Here is a 15603-nt window from a genome sequence, read left to right as displayed (position 1 = left end):
CTTTTTATATGAAAAGGGCGGCCGTTCCCTGTTTCAATCCAGGGAAGCGACCGCCTCTTTATTCCGAACGATATGTTATTGTTATTTGACTATTAGCCTCGCACACACTCACACTACACGAGCATACCTGCAATGGCTGCACTCAGCAAGTTTGCAAGTGTTGCAGCAATGATCGCGCGGAAGCCCAGCTCAGCGAGATCCTGCCTGCGGGAAGGAGCTATACCGCCCAGTCCTCCAATAAGCAGCGCGATAGCCGCCAGATTGGCAAAACCGCACAGCGCAAAGCTGATGATGACTACGCTCTTCGGAGACAAGCTTGCAATCTCAGGCGCGAAAGAAGTGTACGCGACGAATTCATTCAAGACGAACTTCTGCCCGATGAAGGAACCTGCTTGCAGCGCTTCGCTCCATGGAACACCGATCAAGAAGGCAATCGGTGCGAACAGGTAGCCGAGAATTTGCTCGAGCGTCAATGCTTCAATGCCGAACACGCCGCCAACCCAGCCGATGATCATGTTCACTAGGAAGATGAGCGAGATGAACGCCAGAAGCATCGCTCCTACCCCAGCAGCAATTTTCAGACCGTCCGAGGCACCGCGAGCTGCAGCGTCGATCACATTACGGGACTCCGTATCCTTGACCATCTGAACCTTTTCCACTCGAAGATGGTGATCAGTTTCCGGCATCATGATCTTGGCCATCAACAAGCCGCCTGGTGCTCCCATGAATGCTGCCGCAAGCAAGTATTCGATCGGCACGCCGAGCATTGCATATCCGCCAAGCACGGAGCCGGATACGCACGCCAGCCCGCCGACCATAATCGCGAACAGCTCAGACTTTGTCATTTTCTCGATATAAGGCTTAACGACAAGCGGCGCTTCAGTTGGACCGAGGAAAATATTCGCTGCTGCTGACATGGATTCCGTTTCGCTCGTCTTGAGCACTTTAGACAGAAATCCGCCAATGATTCTTGTTGCCCACTGCATAATGCCGAGGTAATACAGAACTGCGATTAAGGAACAGAAGAAAATAATGATTGGCAGCACCTGCAGTGCGAACGTAAAGCCCGCCTTCTCTGCCCCGAGTATCCCGCCGAACAAGAACTGAATGCCCGCATTCGTGGAATCAATGATGCTCTGTACAACTTTGGATAAGTAGTTCAGCATCGTCTTGCCGAATTCCCACTTCAGTACGATTAACGCAAAGATGAATTGAATCGCGAACGCGCCAATGACCGTTCTCGGATTAATCGCTTTGCGATTTTTAGATAATGCCAGCGCTATAACGAGAATGCCTAAAATGCCTAGAAGCCCCCAAATGTATTGCATAAACAGATCCTTTCTTCATCGAGTCTATGGCCAAGATTGTAATACGAAAGGGTCGGATAGACCTCTTCATTTTCACTTGCATGAATTCGAATATTCTATGTTAGTTTATGGATTTTAATACATCAAATAGCATTCCTTTAAACGCATCGCGATCGATCGCTTCACATACGCGGACATTGCGCGTGCGCTCCAAGCGATTGTTGATATCGACTAGGCTGTAGCCTCTAGTCAGCTCGCCCACCGTCTCTACATCAACATGATAGAGATGAGAGTTCGTCATAATCGACTCATCTGCCGCAACTGCTGCCAGCAATGTATCTGGATGCGTTGTACCATTCAGACGGTGAACGGTCTTGTTGAAGCGCATGACGACCTTGTTCACGTCCTTGAAGAATTTCGCACCCTTTGTGCCGAGCTGCTCGATTTCCGCATGATCGTTGTCGTCCATGATGGAATATTGCGTGCACATTTCCCAGCCAACCATCGTGATTGGAATACCTGAGTGAAGCACGATCTTAGCCGCTTCTGGGTCAACATAGAAGTTGTACTCTGCCGTCGGCGTGATGTTGCCGAGCGCATTGTTCGTGCCGCCCATAATATACAGATGCGGGATTAACGGTATAATTGTCGGGTCCTTCTTGATCGCCATCGCAATATTCGTCAGCGGCGCAATCGCCAGCAGATGGATTTCCCCAGGATTGTTATGCACCGTATCAATTAAGAAATCAACCGCATGTCCAGTTGCAGGGGATTGAATCGCCTTTTCGAAAAAGGAATCGCCCATCCCGTCCTTGCCGTGAACATCCTCAACAGTACGATGCTCTTTATGGCCAAGTCCCATAAGTGGGCCTTCATATCCTTTGTACACCGGAACCTTGCCGCTATGTCCTGCAACTTGAACCGTATACAGTGCATTTTCCACCTGTTGATCGAACTGCACATTACCGCCTGTAATCATAATGCCTTCGACTTGGAAATAGTGAAGGGCCGTTAAGATCGCGATTGTATCGTCTCCTGCTGTGTCGGTATCAATAATGACGCGTTTCTTCTCTGACATTATGACTCCCTCTTCTCTGTTGCTTTTTTCGCTAGGTCTGTCATGTAATCGAAGAATGCATCGCGGTCTACATCGTATACGACCTGTACCGGACGACCGTCTGCCGTTTCTACCGTACGGCCTTGGCTAGCACCTTCGGTAATTACCTTGCTGTTCACCGTCTGTACCTTCACAAGATCGCTCTTGCCAACGAAGGCAGTCGTTAATACATCCCACAGATAGTACGTCGAGTTCGTAGAGAAATGAACGAGCGGCGGCACCATTGCGTAGCATTGACCGAGGAAATCAACCCCGATATGCTTGCGCTCTGCAGCCCAGCGTTCACGAACATCCAATGTAAGCGGTACTTGGTTCGTGCTTTCCAGCGCTACGAGATCAATCTCGATTCCGCTCTCCCACACGCGAGCAGCAGCATCCGGATCCCAGAATACGTTCCATTCTGCTGTTCCATCATGCTCAGGCTCATGCACATTACCCGCTTCGCGGAATGTACCGCCCATCCATACAAGGCGTTCTACCTTCTCTTCAATTGTTGGATCCATATCTAATGCGCGAGCAAGATCAGTCAGCGGACCTGTGAATAATAAGGTCGTCTTGCCTTCCGTTGCACGCAGCGTATCAATAATGTGTTCATGTGCCGGCTTGTCCGCAACCGGAGTTACGACCTTGCCAGATTCATTCAAGAGCGGCAGAGCATCCACATAGAATGCATGCATGCGCCAGTCTTTCGGGAAAGGATTTTTCCCACGCGAATTAGACGCAGCTACATCTAGCCCGCCTGTTCCGAAGCGATCAATGATTTTACGGCTTGCAAACATCGCTGGTTCTAAGTAGCAATCCGCTGGAATAACGGATACACCTGTTAACTCAACGTTATCCATTTGCAATAACAAAAACAAAGAAATCAAATCATCAACGCCGCCATCGTGGTTAAAATAAATCTTTTTCTTCATCTTGTCTCCATTCCATACATCAACACTTCATGTGAAGTAAATGTATTCTATGTTATGTCCGTACAAAGTGTCGCAAAACCGAACAAACAAAAATGATTTTTATCGTATTATTCGGATTCCGTTATAAATAATACTAAATTTTCTTTTAAAAATATATAGTTAAAAGAAAAAAATATTCGATTCTAAAGTATTAATAGGGAGAATTGTCACTTATTCCTATCCAACAAACGATACTTCCTCTCCCCAGTCCCGTACATCCCTCGCTTTATTGCAAAGAAATGTCCTCACCGCGAAGAGAGGACATTCGTACATGATCTATCATAATAGAAAGTATGGAGAAATAAAATCAACAAAGTTTCTGACTCCATTCTGCCGATTACATATATAGTATTGTCTGATTCCTAAAACCTAATCCTCCTATGAAAGGAGAACAAATTGTGCAGCAGCGTCCATCTAGAACGCCAGTAAAACCTATTAACAGAACCACAGTGAAATCACCCAACAGAACAGCAGCGCCTGACAGAAATCGTAGAACTCGTGAGCAGCCCAGAACGATTCGCCCTGCTTCGATCAACTCACAGTCAGGGAAGCCGGAAAAAGTGACAGAACTTCCTAAGACATCGACCAGCAAACCTGCTGCTAAACCTGTCTCACCTTCCAAGGCTCCCGTAAATAGACAGGGGCAAGCAGTTGCTTCCCTTATGTTCAGCCTACTTGGTATCCTGTCTTTTCTATACATATTGAATCATCTGAACGAGGTGATCAAGTATAACTCCATATTCACGTCCAAACTAAAGCCCGTCATGATTACGTCCTTTATCTTGAACATAATTGGATTTGCATTAGGGATCAGAGCGAGACATTCTGCGCGAGGCGGAGGGATAGCAATCGTTGGGGCGACATTTGCTTCGATTCCTCTAGGCATTTGCGTGGTTATTCTCCTTGTATTTATCTTGAAGTTGACGGGTGTCCAACCTCTATGAGGGGAGCGCTCCCCCTTGTCGTACTTCTGAAATTACAAAAAGAGAGAGTGGCTCCCCACTCTCTGCCTGCCTACTTGATGATCCACTTATCTAGAAATGCCATCTATCCAATTCTATTCTTCGACCGAAGGCCCAACTACTGTCAGCATCATAATCGAGGTTTGGAATCTACCGCTTTCGGGAACGATGCACAGTACCTGCTGCCCTTCCATTAGATGCCCCTCATTCATGAGCTCCTCCAGCATGATGTATATCGAAGCGGAAGCCGTGTTTCCCTTTGTATATAAATTCGTAAACCATTTCTCTGCTGGTATTGTTACCCCGCCCTGCTCTAACAACCGGAATATCTCATCTCTGAAAAAATGCGACGAGTAGTGGCAAACCATCCAATCGATGGTCTCAGGTTCAATCCGGCCTTCCTGCACCAGCTCCAAAAATCGACGAACACCTACCGTCGTGATTTCATTAACCAGTCTGACGTCTTGCTTCAGATTTAGCGCCCCTTGATCCGCCGCTTCATGAATGGATGCATAATCAAGCCAGGAAGATATTCCACTGTCCTTATCCATACCCGAATACATGCATACGTCATACTCATTTGCATAGGACTTGTTATCAATCCATTCGATGCGCAGCGATAACCCCTTCGCGGAGGACTTGTCCTGCAATATAACCGCGCCTGCACCATCCGACAGCATAAATCGCAAAAAGTCCGTGTCGAACGGCACACGCCCATTGCAATGTACAGACTGCGCCTCAAACTTCGTATGCTTAAATTCACGGCTCAGAAACTCACTGGCACATGCGACTGCTGCTTCTTGTTCGCCAGATTTAATTTGCAAGTAGGCGTATTTAAACGCCTGCATTCCACTTGCACATAAGCCGTTGTGCGAGGATATCTCCATTACAGGCAAGCCCGCTTCGGCATGTACCATACTCGCAAAACCAGGAAGAAGCAAATCGGCTCTCGTCGTTCCTGTTGCTAGGAAGCCAATATCCTGTTCTGCTATGTTTTCATTTCGTTCTAGTGCATCTCGTATTGCTAGAGCAGCCATTTCTGCGTTCGTATATAAGCTCTGTTGTTCTTTGTTCATTGCGTAGTAGCGATATTTTATCTGATTCTTTTCAAGGATGATCCGCTTGGTCTTTGAGGTCTTACCACCAATTTTGCCTAGATAATCTTCAATTTCATCATTACTAACCGGAGAGCCAGGAAGGAATTTACCTATACTTGTTATATAGACTTGATTCATGAAGCACCTCCATAAAATATGATATATTTCTTGATTATCATAGAATTTAATTAAATTGTAAAGTATTGGATTTTGCAAACAACAAAAAAAAGAAAAAGAACGCTCTATTCCGTATCAGAGCGCTCTTCTTCCATTGTACTTTTCAAATGTATGCTACTACACGCTAACTAATCCTTATACGGATCGAACTCATCTGCTCCGGCCATACACACGCCGATCGGCTTTAATGTGTGCATCACCTCGATCGTTTCTTCATGTGCATCCAATACTTCCTGCAGCTTACGATACACAAACGGACTCTCGTCCGTGCCCGCTCCGCGCAGCTCGACGCCGAATGTGCGCACGGCCTCCATCATTTGCGCTGTCGTAATTTTACCGCCGCTTCGAGTTCGGGTCTTCCAGTTCATTTTGCCTGCCGCCTGCGTCCGGCTCATGATCCGTCCCGCGCCATGAACGGTGCTGTAATAAGCTTCGCTATTCTCTATGCTATCCTTGCCTTTCACAATTACCGATATGTCGCCCATACTGCCGCCGATAAATCCGACCTGACCCGGTGCGGAAGGAGTCGCCCCTTTGCGGACAACCATGACTTCTTTGCCGTTATGCGTTTCTTTCCAAGCATAGTTATGGTGATTGTGCACCTCAAGATCAGCATCCGTACCCAGTATCGCCAGCACTTGCTCGATTACGTAATCCCGTCCTGCATAGGCATACCGTCCAGCCAGCTTCATGGCACGGTAATACATATCTCCAACCTCGCTGCTCAGATCAAGAAGGGTAGGAGGCTGATCCATCTTCTCTCCTGGAGCACTGGTAAGGAACTCCCGTCCGACAGCCAGATTCATGAATCCGCTCGCCGTCTTATGCCCAAATCCTCTACTCCCGAAATGATTCGAGACCCACAGCCGCCCTGTCCCTACTTCCTCGAACAAGTCTACAAAATGATTGCCGCTTCCAACGGTACCAAGCTGATTGCGAGCCAATGCTTTCAGCTTGTCATGCTCCTGCTTGCCAATCGCTTGATAGACGTTCCAGTCCGGATCATCGAAGAGATCGTGATCCACTTTCTCATTATTGACTCTCCCCATCCCGAAGGAGATTTTGCGGGCGATTTCGTTCATGATTTTCGGCAATCTAGGCTTGATATCTTCTGCAGTCAAATGAGTACGGACTGCCTTGTTCCCACAGGCAATGTCATACCCGACACCTGAAGGCGAGATTTGCCCGTCATAGACTACGACCCCGCCAATCGGCTGACTGTATCCTTTATGATGATCCGCCATCAGCAGGGCTTGAACCACATTACCCGTCTTAGCGCACATTTTCGCTTGCGTAACGGCGCTCTCCTCCGGGTTGCCCCAGACGCGTACGCCGTCTATTTGTTGATAAGCCATATACTTCTTCAACTCCAGTAAAGTATAATTTCTATTCGAATATTCAAACGCCTTTAACTTCTCGCAGCGCCTGAATTCGTTCTTTTACCGCTTCTTCAGTCTCAATTTCCGACAAATGTACGACCGCCCCAATGAGCTGCTCGCCCCAAGAAGCAGCGTCCCAGCCTTCCAACGCCCGCAGCGCCATATTCCGATTGCGAACGACAGGACTGTTTAGACCGGCCTTAATGAGCCTCTCTCCAATACCAGCGAATCGCTCCAAGCTCTGCAAGATGCTATTTAAGCATTGATGCGCAATGTACTCTTTCCCAAGCCCCATCTCAGCCCCCAAACCTGTAGCGATCTGCTGCAGTGGCAAGTGTTCCTCAGCGAACTGAACCAGCTTCTCAATTCTGCTCGCATCTTCTGATTTCATGAGCTGCAAGTAAAGGGAATCCTGCAGTGGATCCTCCGCAAGCTGATGATAAAGGGTTTCCCAAATATCTATCCCGAGCTTCCCTGCGCATGCTATGCCGTAATAGCGATACATCGATTCGCCCGATTCAATTGCATCCAGCACGTTCTCCTTCCATTTCGACTGGGCAAGGATCACTTGAACTGCTTCTATCGTATCGGTTCTAAGCTGCTCCGGCCATCCTGCAGACATTCGCTCGTTCCATCTCTCCTCATCTTGGGCTAAGAAGTCGTGCAGATGGAACATAACCGATAGGTGCTTGACCGTGGAACACATTTCTCGCGCCAACCTTACATAATCCGATAACACTTGTGGAGCATACTCATAATCATCGATATCCTCTGCGGGGCCTCCATTTAACAAAGCTTCAATAATATCCGTCGCACCTTCATACAATTCGTGGTCAACCTGCTCGACGGATAGCGCCCCCTGCAAGCCTCCATTTCTCGCACATATGCATGCCAAATATTCATCCATAACATTGTTCTGGCATCCATAGCGCAGCAGCCAATCTCGAATTTCCTGCGTCGCCGGCTCCAGCCTCTCTACGAGATGAATTTTCCCCCAACCATGAACATGCTTGGCTAATTCCCACAGCACCTCGTTGCTGTCGTCCATTCCATTCCGAATCGCGACTGCCGTATACAGCGTGAACTCATCATGCCTACCGAGCGTTAGAAGCAGCTCCTTCACGTGTTCATTTTGGAAAAGACCGAGCAGCGCAATACCGAACTTTACGACATTGCGATGTGCCCCATGCTCAGCGAGCCATACCGCTTCATGGAATACGGGCTCTGGTCGTATATCTGGATGAGTACGTACCTGCTCCAATATATCGTCAATCATGCTGCTTATTTGAGCCGTAGCGAGCTTCATATACAGTGCCTTTCGCGTAGCATGCTTCATCTCTCTAGATTGCTTCACCAGCAATTCGACGATCTCGTCTACCTCTTCATTCCTCTCACTGCCTGCTGCATGGTGGCTGAGCACTCCGTCCAAAGCACCTGATGCCCACCGTATCTGATTATCCGCCCAGAACTCTTCATCATCGGGCAAAGAGCCATTTACTGACTCCCCTTGATCTCGTATGTATGAATAAATGGAAGGTCTCCCCTTCCATGGTGCCGCTTGGTCAAAAGAAATAATCATCGTACTGTTCCCCTTTCCCGATACGTTCTTCTGCCTCTATCTTCGCTTATTTCCAATCCAATGAACATGGTAAAAGTATTACGACATCTATAAACCCGTTCTTTTATGCGATGCAATCTTGCGACCACAGAATATATACAGCTCCCTTTCTTAATTCATGGTAAAATTTATCTATTATTCGCATAAGTGAGGTGCTGAGTATGAACATTCGTGCAGTGAGAACGTCCGATTATACGAGCGTGCTTTCTGTTCTTAATGATTGGTGGGGTGGCAGAAATATGTCTGATATGCTGCCAAAATTGTTTTTTGTCCATTTTCAACAAACGAGCTTTATTGCAGAACAAGACGGGGAAATGATCGCCTTCTTAATTGGGTTCGTGTCGCAAACCTATCCGAACGAGGCCTATATCCATTTTATCGGTGTTCACCCGAATCATCGAAAGTCCGGGATCGCGAAAAGGCTGTACGAAACGTTCTTCGATACCGTACGGCAATACGATTGCGACACCGTCCGCTGTTTGACTTCACCCGTTAATACGACTTCGATCGCATTTCATACGCGGATGGGCTTCCGAATCGAAGAAGGAGACGGCGAGATAGATGGGGTGCCCGTACATACGAACTATGACGGAAGAGGCGGAAGCAGAGTACTGTTTGTTACCTCTATCAAGTAAATCCTCCATTAAATAAGCGACATAGTTCGGATAAATGACAGCCGTTTCCCAGTACATACCGAGAAACGGCTTTCTATTTTTTAGGTGACGATAAGCATCGTGTACTCTTACTTACTCTTACTTCTTCTTATACCTCGGTGTCCCCCTCCCCCGGCGGTGCCGGAATCCCCTGTTCCGCCGCTCTGCTCACCGCTTCCCACGCTTCCCAGGTCGCAATACGCTCCTTATAAGTGTTTCTGGCGATATCAAAAATCGCGCTTCCCAAAATAAGCCGCAAAGGCGGATTCTCACTATCCACCAACTTCATAAGCGCTTCGGCAGCCAATGTAGGATCGCTATCTATCGAACTTTCCGCATACTGTTGGGCTAGCTCTTCTCGAAGAGAATGGTAAGCCTCTAATGGCTGGCTATAGCTCATCGTGCTGTATAAATCCGTCCAATACCCGCCCGGCTCCACGAGCGTCAACTTCACCCCAAAGTGGGCTGCTTCCTGCGCCAACGCTTCGCTTAGGCCCTCTAGTGCAAATTTGCTTGCACTATACATGCCTGTCATTGGACCTGAGATTACTCCCCCTATGCTGGAAATTTGAATCAAATGCCCTGACCGCTGCTCACGCAAGTAAGGGAATACCGCCTGAGAAACCCATAGCGCCCCGAAAAAATTCGTTTCCATGAGATCTCTTGCATCGGCTTCGCTCAGTTCCTCGACCATGCCTAACGTCATCGTGCCCGCGTTGTTCACGACAATATCAAGATGCCCGAAATGCTCTTCCGCCGCCTTTACGGTTGCAAATACGGATTCCCGCTCCCGGATATCAAGCCGTAAAAATAGCAGTGCATCTTGGTATTGCTCTTTCAGTGATTCTAACTTCCCGACGGTTCTGGCGACGGCTGCAACCTGATCTCCTGCTTCTAGCGCAGCATTGGCAAATGCATAGCCCAGCCCCTTGCTGGCGCCCGTAATCAGCCACACGCGTCTCTTCTTATTCTTCCGATCTTCAGGATTGAACAGTTCCTGTGTTGTCATCGAAAATCCCCCCTAAACCAAAATAAAAAAACACAGACAAATGCTCTGCCTGTGCCAACTATAATCGGGTAGGAATATCCCTGTATAAGTCCATGTTCGAACAGCGCCAAAGAAGCCCTCGATAAAAAAAACGCAGGCAAATCCTCGCGACACTCGCCAAGACATGAACTAGACGGCATATGGACAGACTTATCCCGATTGCTCTGCTGACAGGCAGAGAAACAAAGAACCAATGAATGCAATTTGCATGGTTGGCTTATCGGGAACAATCTATCACACATAACCCTCCGTTCCTGTTAGATACCAATACTGTAGCAAAGACGGCAGGAAATTTCAACCAAATATAAACTAACTAACTAACTAACACCATCAACATTGCCTTTATCCTGACCAGTCTTCATGTTCCGTTTGTTAGGGCAGCACGCTCCCACCATTATACCTGCCAAGGATGAAAAGAAACGCGGAATTTTGACCTGTTCACTTAGAGGAGCTTAGGGAACTGTGTGTAGTTTAACAGATGATTCGAATATAGACTTTCAAATAAAAAAATCCCCTCCAGAAGGTATTGGTTGCTCCAATTACCTCTGAGGGGATGCTATCTATTTTATTATACTTTCTTCACATGGACGAAATCGAAATAAGCTCTATCTTTTCCCCGGATCGTACGGCTCTCCGAGTGCGGTTGGTCCGCTCGTACGCCCAACTGCGAAGAGCAGCACCAGCAAGGTCAACAGGTAAGGAAGCATGTAGAACACTTCGGTCGGTATCGTCTTCGCCCAATCATAGATGACAACCTGATCCTTGAGCGCTTGGGCAAATCCGAAGAAAATCGCTGCGCCAAACGCCCCTATTGGGTTCCACTTCCCGAAGATGACCGCGGCAAGGGCAATAAAGCCTTGACCGGAAATCGTGCTCTGCGCGAAGCTGCTGTTCGCCGTTAAGGCGACCGTTGCGCCTCCTAGGGCAGCGATGGATCCCCCAACCAGAATGGATAACGTACGAAGGCGATTAACCTTCACGCCTGCCGTATCAGCAGCCCCAGGGTGTTCCCCAACCGCACGCATCCGCAAGCCAAGCGGTGTCTTATACATGACGAACCATACCACGAATACACAAATATAAGCGATATAGGTCGTTGGATATGCCGTAAAGAATGCTTTTCCGAAGAACGGAATGTCACTCAACAATGGGATGGACCATTTAAAAAACACCTCAATGATCGGCGTCTCCGCTGCTCCATCGAACAAGAGCTTAACCATGAAGAACGTCGAGCTCGCCGCCAGCAAGTTGACGACAATCCCGCTGATTACCTGATTTGCTTTAAATTTTATCGAAGCAAGTGCATGAATGCCGGAGAAGATCAGCGTGAAAATCATGGCACCGAGGAGACCTAACCAAGGCGAAGCACCGCCAAGCCCCGCACTCTCCGCATAATGCGTCGTAACCGCAGCAGCGAAGGCTCCCGATATCATAAACCCTTCAAGTCCCAGGTTAATAACACCGGTACGTTCGACGATCACCCCGCCGAGTGCGGCAAAGATCAATGCCGTGGCAAACACGAATGTTCCATTCAATAGATTGGCTAGAATATCCATGGTTTACCCCTCCTCCCGCTTCGATTTGCGTTTGAACATCTTGATGAACATGCGGATGGCTCCTGGAGCTGCCGCGAAGAAGATAATGATGCTGATTACCATCTTAATCACTTCAGGAGGCACATCAGCACCGAAGCTCATTCCTTGCGCACCATAATACAAGCCGCCAAATAGAGCTGCGGACAAGGTTACCCCAACTGCCGTGTTCATGCCGAGCAGGGCTACCGCGATTCCATCGAACCCAATGCCAGATGTATTAGGCGTAATCGCCATATATTTAAATACACCGAGCACTTCGAACGTGCCAATCAAGCCGCCAAGCGCGCCGGAGATAAAGAACGTACGAATCGCAATCTTAGATACATTCATCCCTGCGTATTCCGCAGCATGCCTATTGTATCCTACTGCACGAATCTCATAGCCCTTCTTGGTGCGGTTCATATAATAGTAATAACCGATAAGGATGAAGATGACGATGAAGAATCCCCAGTGAATACGAGCCCCGCTGAGCAGATCCGATAACCACGGAATCTGGACGTCCGCAGATTCATGGATCATTTGTGAACGGGATGTGCCTGCTTCAGCCATGTACGATTTGATTGCAATATGACTAATATATAGGGCAATCCAGTTCAGCATGATGCACGAGATAACTTCATTCAACCCGCGTTTGACTTTGAATATGGCGACCAGTGCCCCCCATATTCCGCCGAACAAGGTTCCGACGAGTATCGCTACGATCCCATGAATGAATGGCGGCAATTCCAGCATATTTCCGACCATCAAGGCCCCGAGAGAGCCCATCACGATCTGCCCTTCCACCCCGATATTGAACATCCCGCCGCGGAATGCGATCGCAACCGCGAGACCTGATAGAATCAGTGGGACGATAGAACGCAGCGTTTCACCGATGTCATAGACACTACCGAAAATCTTATCTATCAACGAAGAATAGGCAAGCAATGGATCATATCCGCCAATCAGCATCACAATCGCGCCGATGACAATCCCGATCACAATGGAAATGAACGGTATCCAGATCGATTCTTGACGCAGAAGCTTGTTCACACGATTCAATTCGATTCGCCTCCTTGTCGTCTGCCTGCCATCATCAATCCTAGCTCTTGATCATTGGTTTCTTCCGGACGAGCTTCTCCTACGATTTGACCATTGAAGAGCACGATAATTCGATCAGCTACGTTCATGATTTCTTCCAATTCGAAGGATACGAGAAGTATGCCTTTGCCATTATCGCGTTCCGCAATGAGCGCCTTATGGACAAACTCAATCGCTCCAACATCGAGGCCGCGTGTCGGTTGCGCGGCGATCAACAGCTTGGGATGCCGATCAATTTCCCGCGCGATAATTAATTTCTGCTGGTTGCCTCCGGACATTGCACGTACCGGCACCTCATATCCGGGAATACGGATATCGAATGATCTCACGTATTTCTCGGCGAGCGTTAACGCAGCTTTGTGATCCATAAGTCCGCCCTTCGTCAATTCAGGCTTATCATAGGTCTGCAAGATTGCATTCTCCGGCACGGTAAAGTCCAACACCAGACCATGCTTATGGCGATCCTGCGGAATATGCGACATTCCAGCTCGGCCAACCTCACGCGGAGTCTTGTTCACGACATTGACGCCGTCCAACTGAATCTCGCCCGATTCTACACGCCGCATGCCTGTTAATGCTTCGATTAACTCGGTTTGTCCGTTCCCATCAACCCCCGCAATGCCGACGATTTCACCCGCACGAACCTGGAAGGAGAGGCCGTCTACCGCAAATTGTCCATTATCCCTGCGAACGTGTAAGTTGTTTACGTTCAGAATAGGCTGCATCGGATTGGCTGGAGCCTTCTCCGTCTTGAACCGCACTTCGCGGCCCACCATCTTCTCAGCCAATTCTTGAGGGCTGGAATCCTTGACCATAACCGAGTCGATCACGCGCCCCCGGCGAATAATGGTGCACGTATCCGCAACCTCCATAATTTCCTTCAGCTTGTGCGTGATGATAATAATGGACTTGCCTTCACTCGCAAGCCGCTTCATAATGGCAAGCAGATCCGTAATCTCTTGAGGTGTCAGCACCGCCGTCGGCTCGTCCAAGATGACGATATCTGCGCCGCGGTACAGCGTCTTCAAGATTTCTACCCGCTGCTGCATTCCTACTGAAATATGCTCAATCTTGGCAGCAGGATCCACATTTAGGCCATACTGCTCCGATAATTGCCGAATTTTAGCTGAAGCACTCTTCAAATCAGTTCTCAGACCGGATTTCGGTTCCATGCCGAGAATGATATTTTCAGTGACCGTAAAAGGCTGTACAAGCTTGAAATGTTGATGCACCATCCCAATCCCCAGCTCAATCGCCCGGTTCGGGGTATCCATAATCACTTCTTGTCCGTTGACCCAAATAGAGCCTTCTGTTGGCTGATACAATCCGAATACGATATTCATCAATGTCGACTTGCCCGCACCGTTCTCACCAAGCAAGGCATGAATTTCGCCCTTCTTCAAGGCAAAGCAGATGTCTTCATTCGCGACGACGTCACCAAATCGCTTTGTGATTCCTTTTAACTCCAATACCGTCTCTGTATGCACCATTAGACTTGGCTCCTTCCTCCTCCAGAAACAACCCCCCGCTGATTAGGCGAGGGGAGCTTTTCGGTTCCAATCGGTTCTTTGCTCTAAATTTCTGGTACGACAATTTCACCGTCAATAATTTTTTTGCGGTATTCTTCTACTTTCGCCAATACATCTGCCGGAACGTTCTTAGTGGATGTTGGTGCAATGTCAACACCGTTATCTTTGAGACCCATGTTCGTCACTTTACCGCCTGGGAAGTTGCCTTCTGCTAGTTGCTTTGAGATTTCATAGACAGCGACATCAACCTTCTTGATCATGGACGTTAAGGTTACTTCATCGCCGAACGTCAAAGATTGGTCTTTATCTACCCCGATAACCCATACTTTTTGCCCTTGGGAGACACGCTCTTTCGCCTCGTTAAATACGCCGTTGCCTGTCAATCCTGAAGCATGGAAAATAATATCTGCGCCGTCATTGTACATCGTCGCCGCAGCGGATTTCCCCATATCAACGCGTGTAAATTGCCCTGTATAGTTCACGGATAATTGTGCATTCGGATTTACGGCTTTGATCCCTTCACGGAAACCGGCTGCGAAGCGTTGGATTGGAGGGATTTCCATGCCGCCGACGAAGCCAATTTTATTCGATTTGGTCATCAAGCCAGCGATTACCCCTACTAAGTAGGCCCCTTCTTGTTCTTTGAAGGAAACAGCTGCAACGTTTGGCACAACAATGGAGGAATCAATGATGCCAAGCTTCGCATCCGGGTTTTCTTTGGCAATTTGCGTTATGGCGCCATCCAATGTATAAGCTGTCGCCCATGTGAGGTCATATCCGCCTTTGACGAATTGATTCAAGTTTGGGATGACTTCAGAATCTTGTTTGGGTTCCGCGTATTTGACATCGTATCCAAAGTCAGCCTTCAACTTCTGCAATCCTTCCCATGCATTCTGGTTGAAGGATTTGTCATTGACGCTACCCAAGTCAGTAACCATACCGATTTTGAGCTTTTTGCCGCCAGTTTCTCCAGCTGTGCCAGCTCCGCTCTTGGATTCATTCTTCGCGCCACATGCGGATAACACCATGGAAACCATCAATACGAATACAAGTAAAAGATTCATCTTTTTCTTCATCTCTAGACCCTCCGA

At 48.2% G+C, this 15603-nt stretch carries 13 protein-coding genes; 2 read left to right on the top strand and 11 right to left on the bottom strand.

The window, feature by feature from the left end; genetic code table 11:
• Positions 1 to 113 precede the first annotated feature (113 nt).
• The 3 genes from RQP50_RS23765 to RQP50_RS23755 all read right to left on the bottom strand — a co-directional run bounded on the left by RQP50_RS23765 (position 114) and on the right by RQP50_RS23755 (position 3338).
• Positions 114 to 1328, bottom strand: coding sequence for a NupC/NupG family nucleoside CNT transporter (locus tag RQP50_RS23765; RefSeq protein WP_021255483.1), 1215 nt, complete (start codon positions 1326 to 1328; stop codon positions 114 to 116).
• Between the two features lie 100 nt (positions 1329 to 1428).
• Positions 1429 to 2385, bottom strand: a complete 957-nt coding sequence (locus tag RQP50_RS23760; RefSeq protein ID WP_138184321.1) for a nucleoside hydrolase — start codon at positions 2383 to 2385, stop codon at positions 1429 to 1431.
• Positions 2385 to 3338: a nucleoside hydrolase gene (locus RQP50_RS23755; RefSeq protein WP_021255485.1), complete on the bottom strand. Its 954-nt coding sequence runs from the start codon at positions 3336 to 3338 to the stop codon at positions 2385 to 2387. The genes RQP50_RS23760 and RQP50_RS23755 overlap by 1 nt, the downstream gene beginning before the upstream one ends.
• 437 nt (positions 3339 to 3775) lie before the next feature.
• Here RQP50_RS23755 and RQP50_RS23750 point away from each other — a divergent pair, with 437 nt between their 5' ends.
• Positions 3776 to 4321, top strand: coding sequence for a hypothetical protein (locus RQP50_RS23750; RefSeq protein ID WP_174807554.1), 546 nt, complete (start codon positions 3776 to 3778; stop codon positions 4319 to 4321).
• Positions 4322 to 4434: 113 nt separating this feature from the next.
• On the opposite strand, the gene RQP50_RS23745 is transcribed toward RQP50_RS23750, so the two are convergent.
• The 3 genes from RQP50_RS23745 to RQP50_RS23735 all read right to left on the bottom strand — a co-directional run bounded on the left by RQP50_RS23745 (position 4435) and on the right by RQP50_RS23735 (position 8571).
• The gene (locus RQP50_RS23745; RefSeq protein ID WP_072732184.1) at positions 4435 to 5574 is read right to left on the bottom strand and encodes a beta-ketoacyl-ACP synthase III; all 1140 of its coding nucleotides are present in this window, start codon (positions 5572 to 5574) and stop codon (positions 4435 to 4437) included.
• Positions 5575 to 5741: 167 nt separating this feature from the next.
• Positions 5742 to 6968 (bottom strand): RtcB family protein, encoded by a 1227-nt coding sequence (locus tag RQP50_RS23740; protein ID WP_315746950.1) that lies wholly within the window; start codon positions 6966 to 6968, stop codon positions 5742 to 5744.
• A gap of 43 nt (positions 6969 to 7011) precedes the next feature.
• Positions 7012 to 8571: a limonene hydroxylase gene (locus tag RQP50_RS23735; protein WP_315746949.1), complete on the bottom strand. Its 1560-nt coding sequence runs from the start codon at positions 8569 to 8571 to the stop codon at positions 7012 to 7014.
• 200 nt (positions 8572 to 8771) lie between these two features.
• Between RQP50_RS23735 and RQP50_RS23730 the strand changes: the two genes are divergently transcribed.
• Positions 8772 to 9245 carry a GNAT family N-acetyltransferase gene (locus RQP50_RS23730; RefSeq protein ID WP_072732187.1) on the top strand — a complete coding sequence of 158 codons (474 nt, stop codon included), beginning with the start codon at positions 8772 to 8774 and terminating at the stop codon, positions 9243 to 9245.
• Positions 9246 to 9372: 127 nt separating this feature from the next.
• On the opposite strand, the gene RQP50_RS23725 is transcribed toward RQP50_RS23730, so the two are convergent.
• The 5 genes from RQP50_RS23725 to RQP50_RS23705 all read right to left on the bottom strand — a co-directional run bounded on the left by RQP50_RS23725 (position 9373) and on the right by RQP50_RS23705 (position 15588).
• Complete coding sequence (locus tag RQP50_RS23725) at positions 9373 to 10272, bottom strand: SDR family oxidoreductase (protein WP_315746948.1); 900 nt, start codon at positions 10270 to 10272, stop codon at positions 9373 to 9375.
• Positions 10273 to 10916: 644 nt separating this feature from the next.
• Positions 10917 to 11867, bottom strand: coding sequence for an ABC transporter permease (locus RQP50_RS23720; RefSeq protein WP_021255492.1), 951 nt, complete (start codon positions 11865 to 11867; stop codon positions 10917 to 10919).
• Positions 11868 to 11870: 3 nt separating this feature from the next.
• Positions 11871 to 12944 (bottom strand): ABC transporter permease, encoded by a 1074-nt coding sequence (locus RQP50_RS23715; protein WP_315746947.1) that lies wholly within the window; start codon positions 12942 to 12944, stop codon positions 11871 to 11873.
• The gene (locus tag RQP50_RS23710) at positions 12941 to 14473 is read right to left on the bottom strand and encodes an ABC transporter ATP-binding protein (protein ID WP_021255494.1); all 1533 of its coding nucleotides are present in this window, start codon (positions 14471 to 14473) and stop codon (positions 12941 to 12943) included. Before RQP50_RS23710 ends, RQP50_RS23715 begins: the two co-directional genes overlap by 4 nt.
• Before the next feature lie 83 nt (positions 14474 to 14556).
• The gene (locus RQP50_RS23705) at positions 14557 to 15588 is read right to left on the bottom strand and encodes a BMP family lipoprotein (RefSeq protein ID WP_028532627.1); all 1032 of its coding nucleotides are present in this window, start codon (positions 15586 to 15588) and stop codon (positions 14557 to 14559) included.
• Positions 15589 to 15603 lie beyond the last annotated feature (15 nt).

Origin of the sequence: Paenibacillus suaedae, from assembly GCF_032337355.1 — a bacterium.
In the GTDB taxonomy this organism is placed as follows: Bacteria; Bacillota; Bacilli; order Paenibacillales; family Paenibacillaceae; genus Paenibacillus_B; species Paenibacillus_B suaedae.
This window is presented reverse-complemented; position numbering and strand designations above follow the sequence as displayed.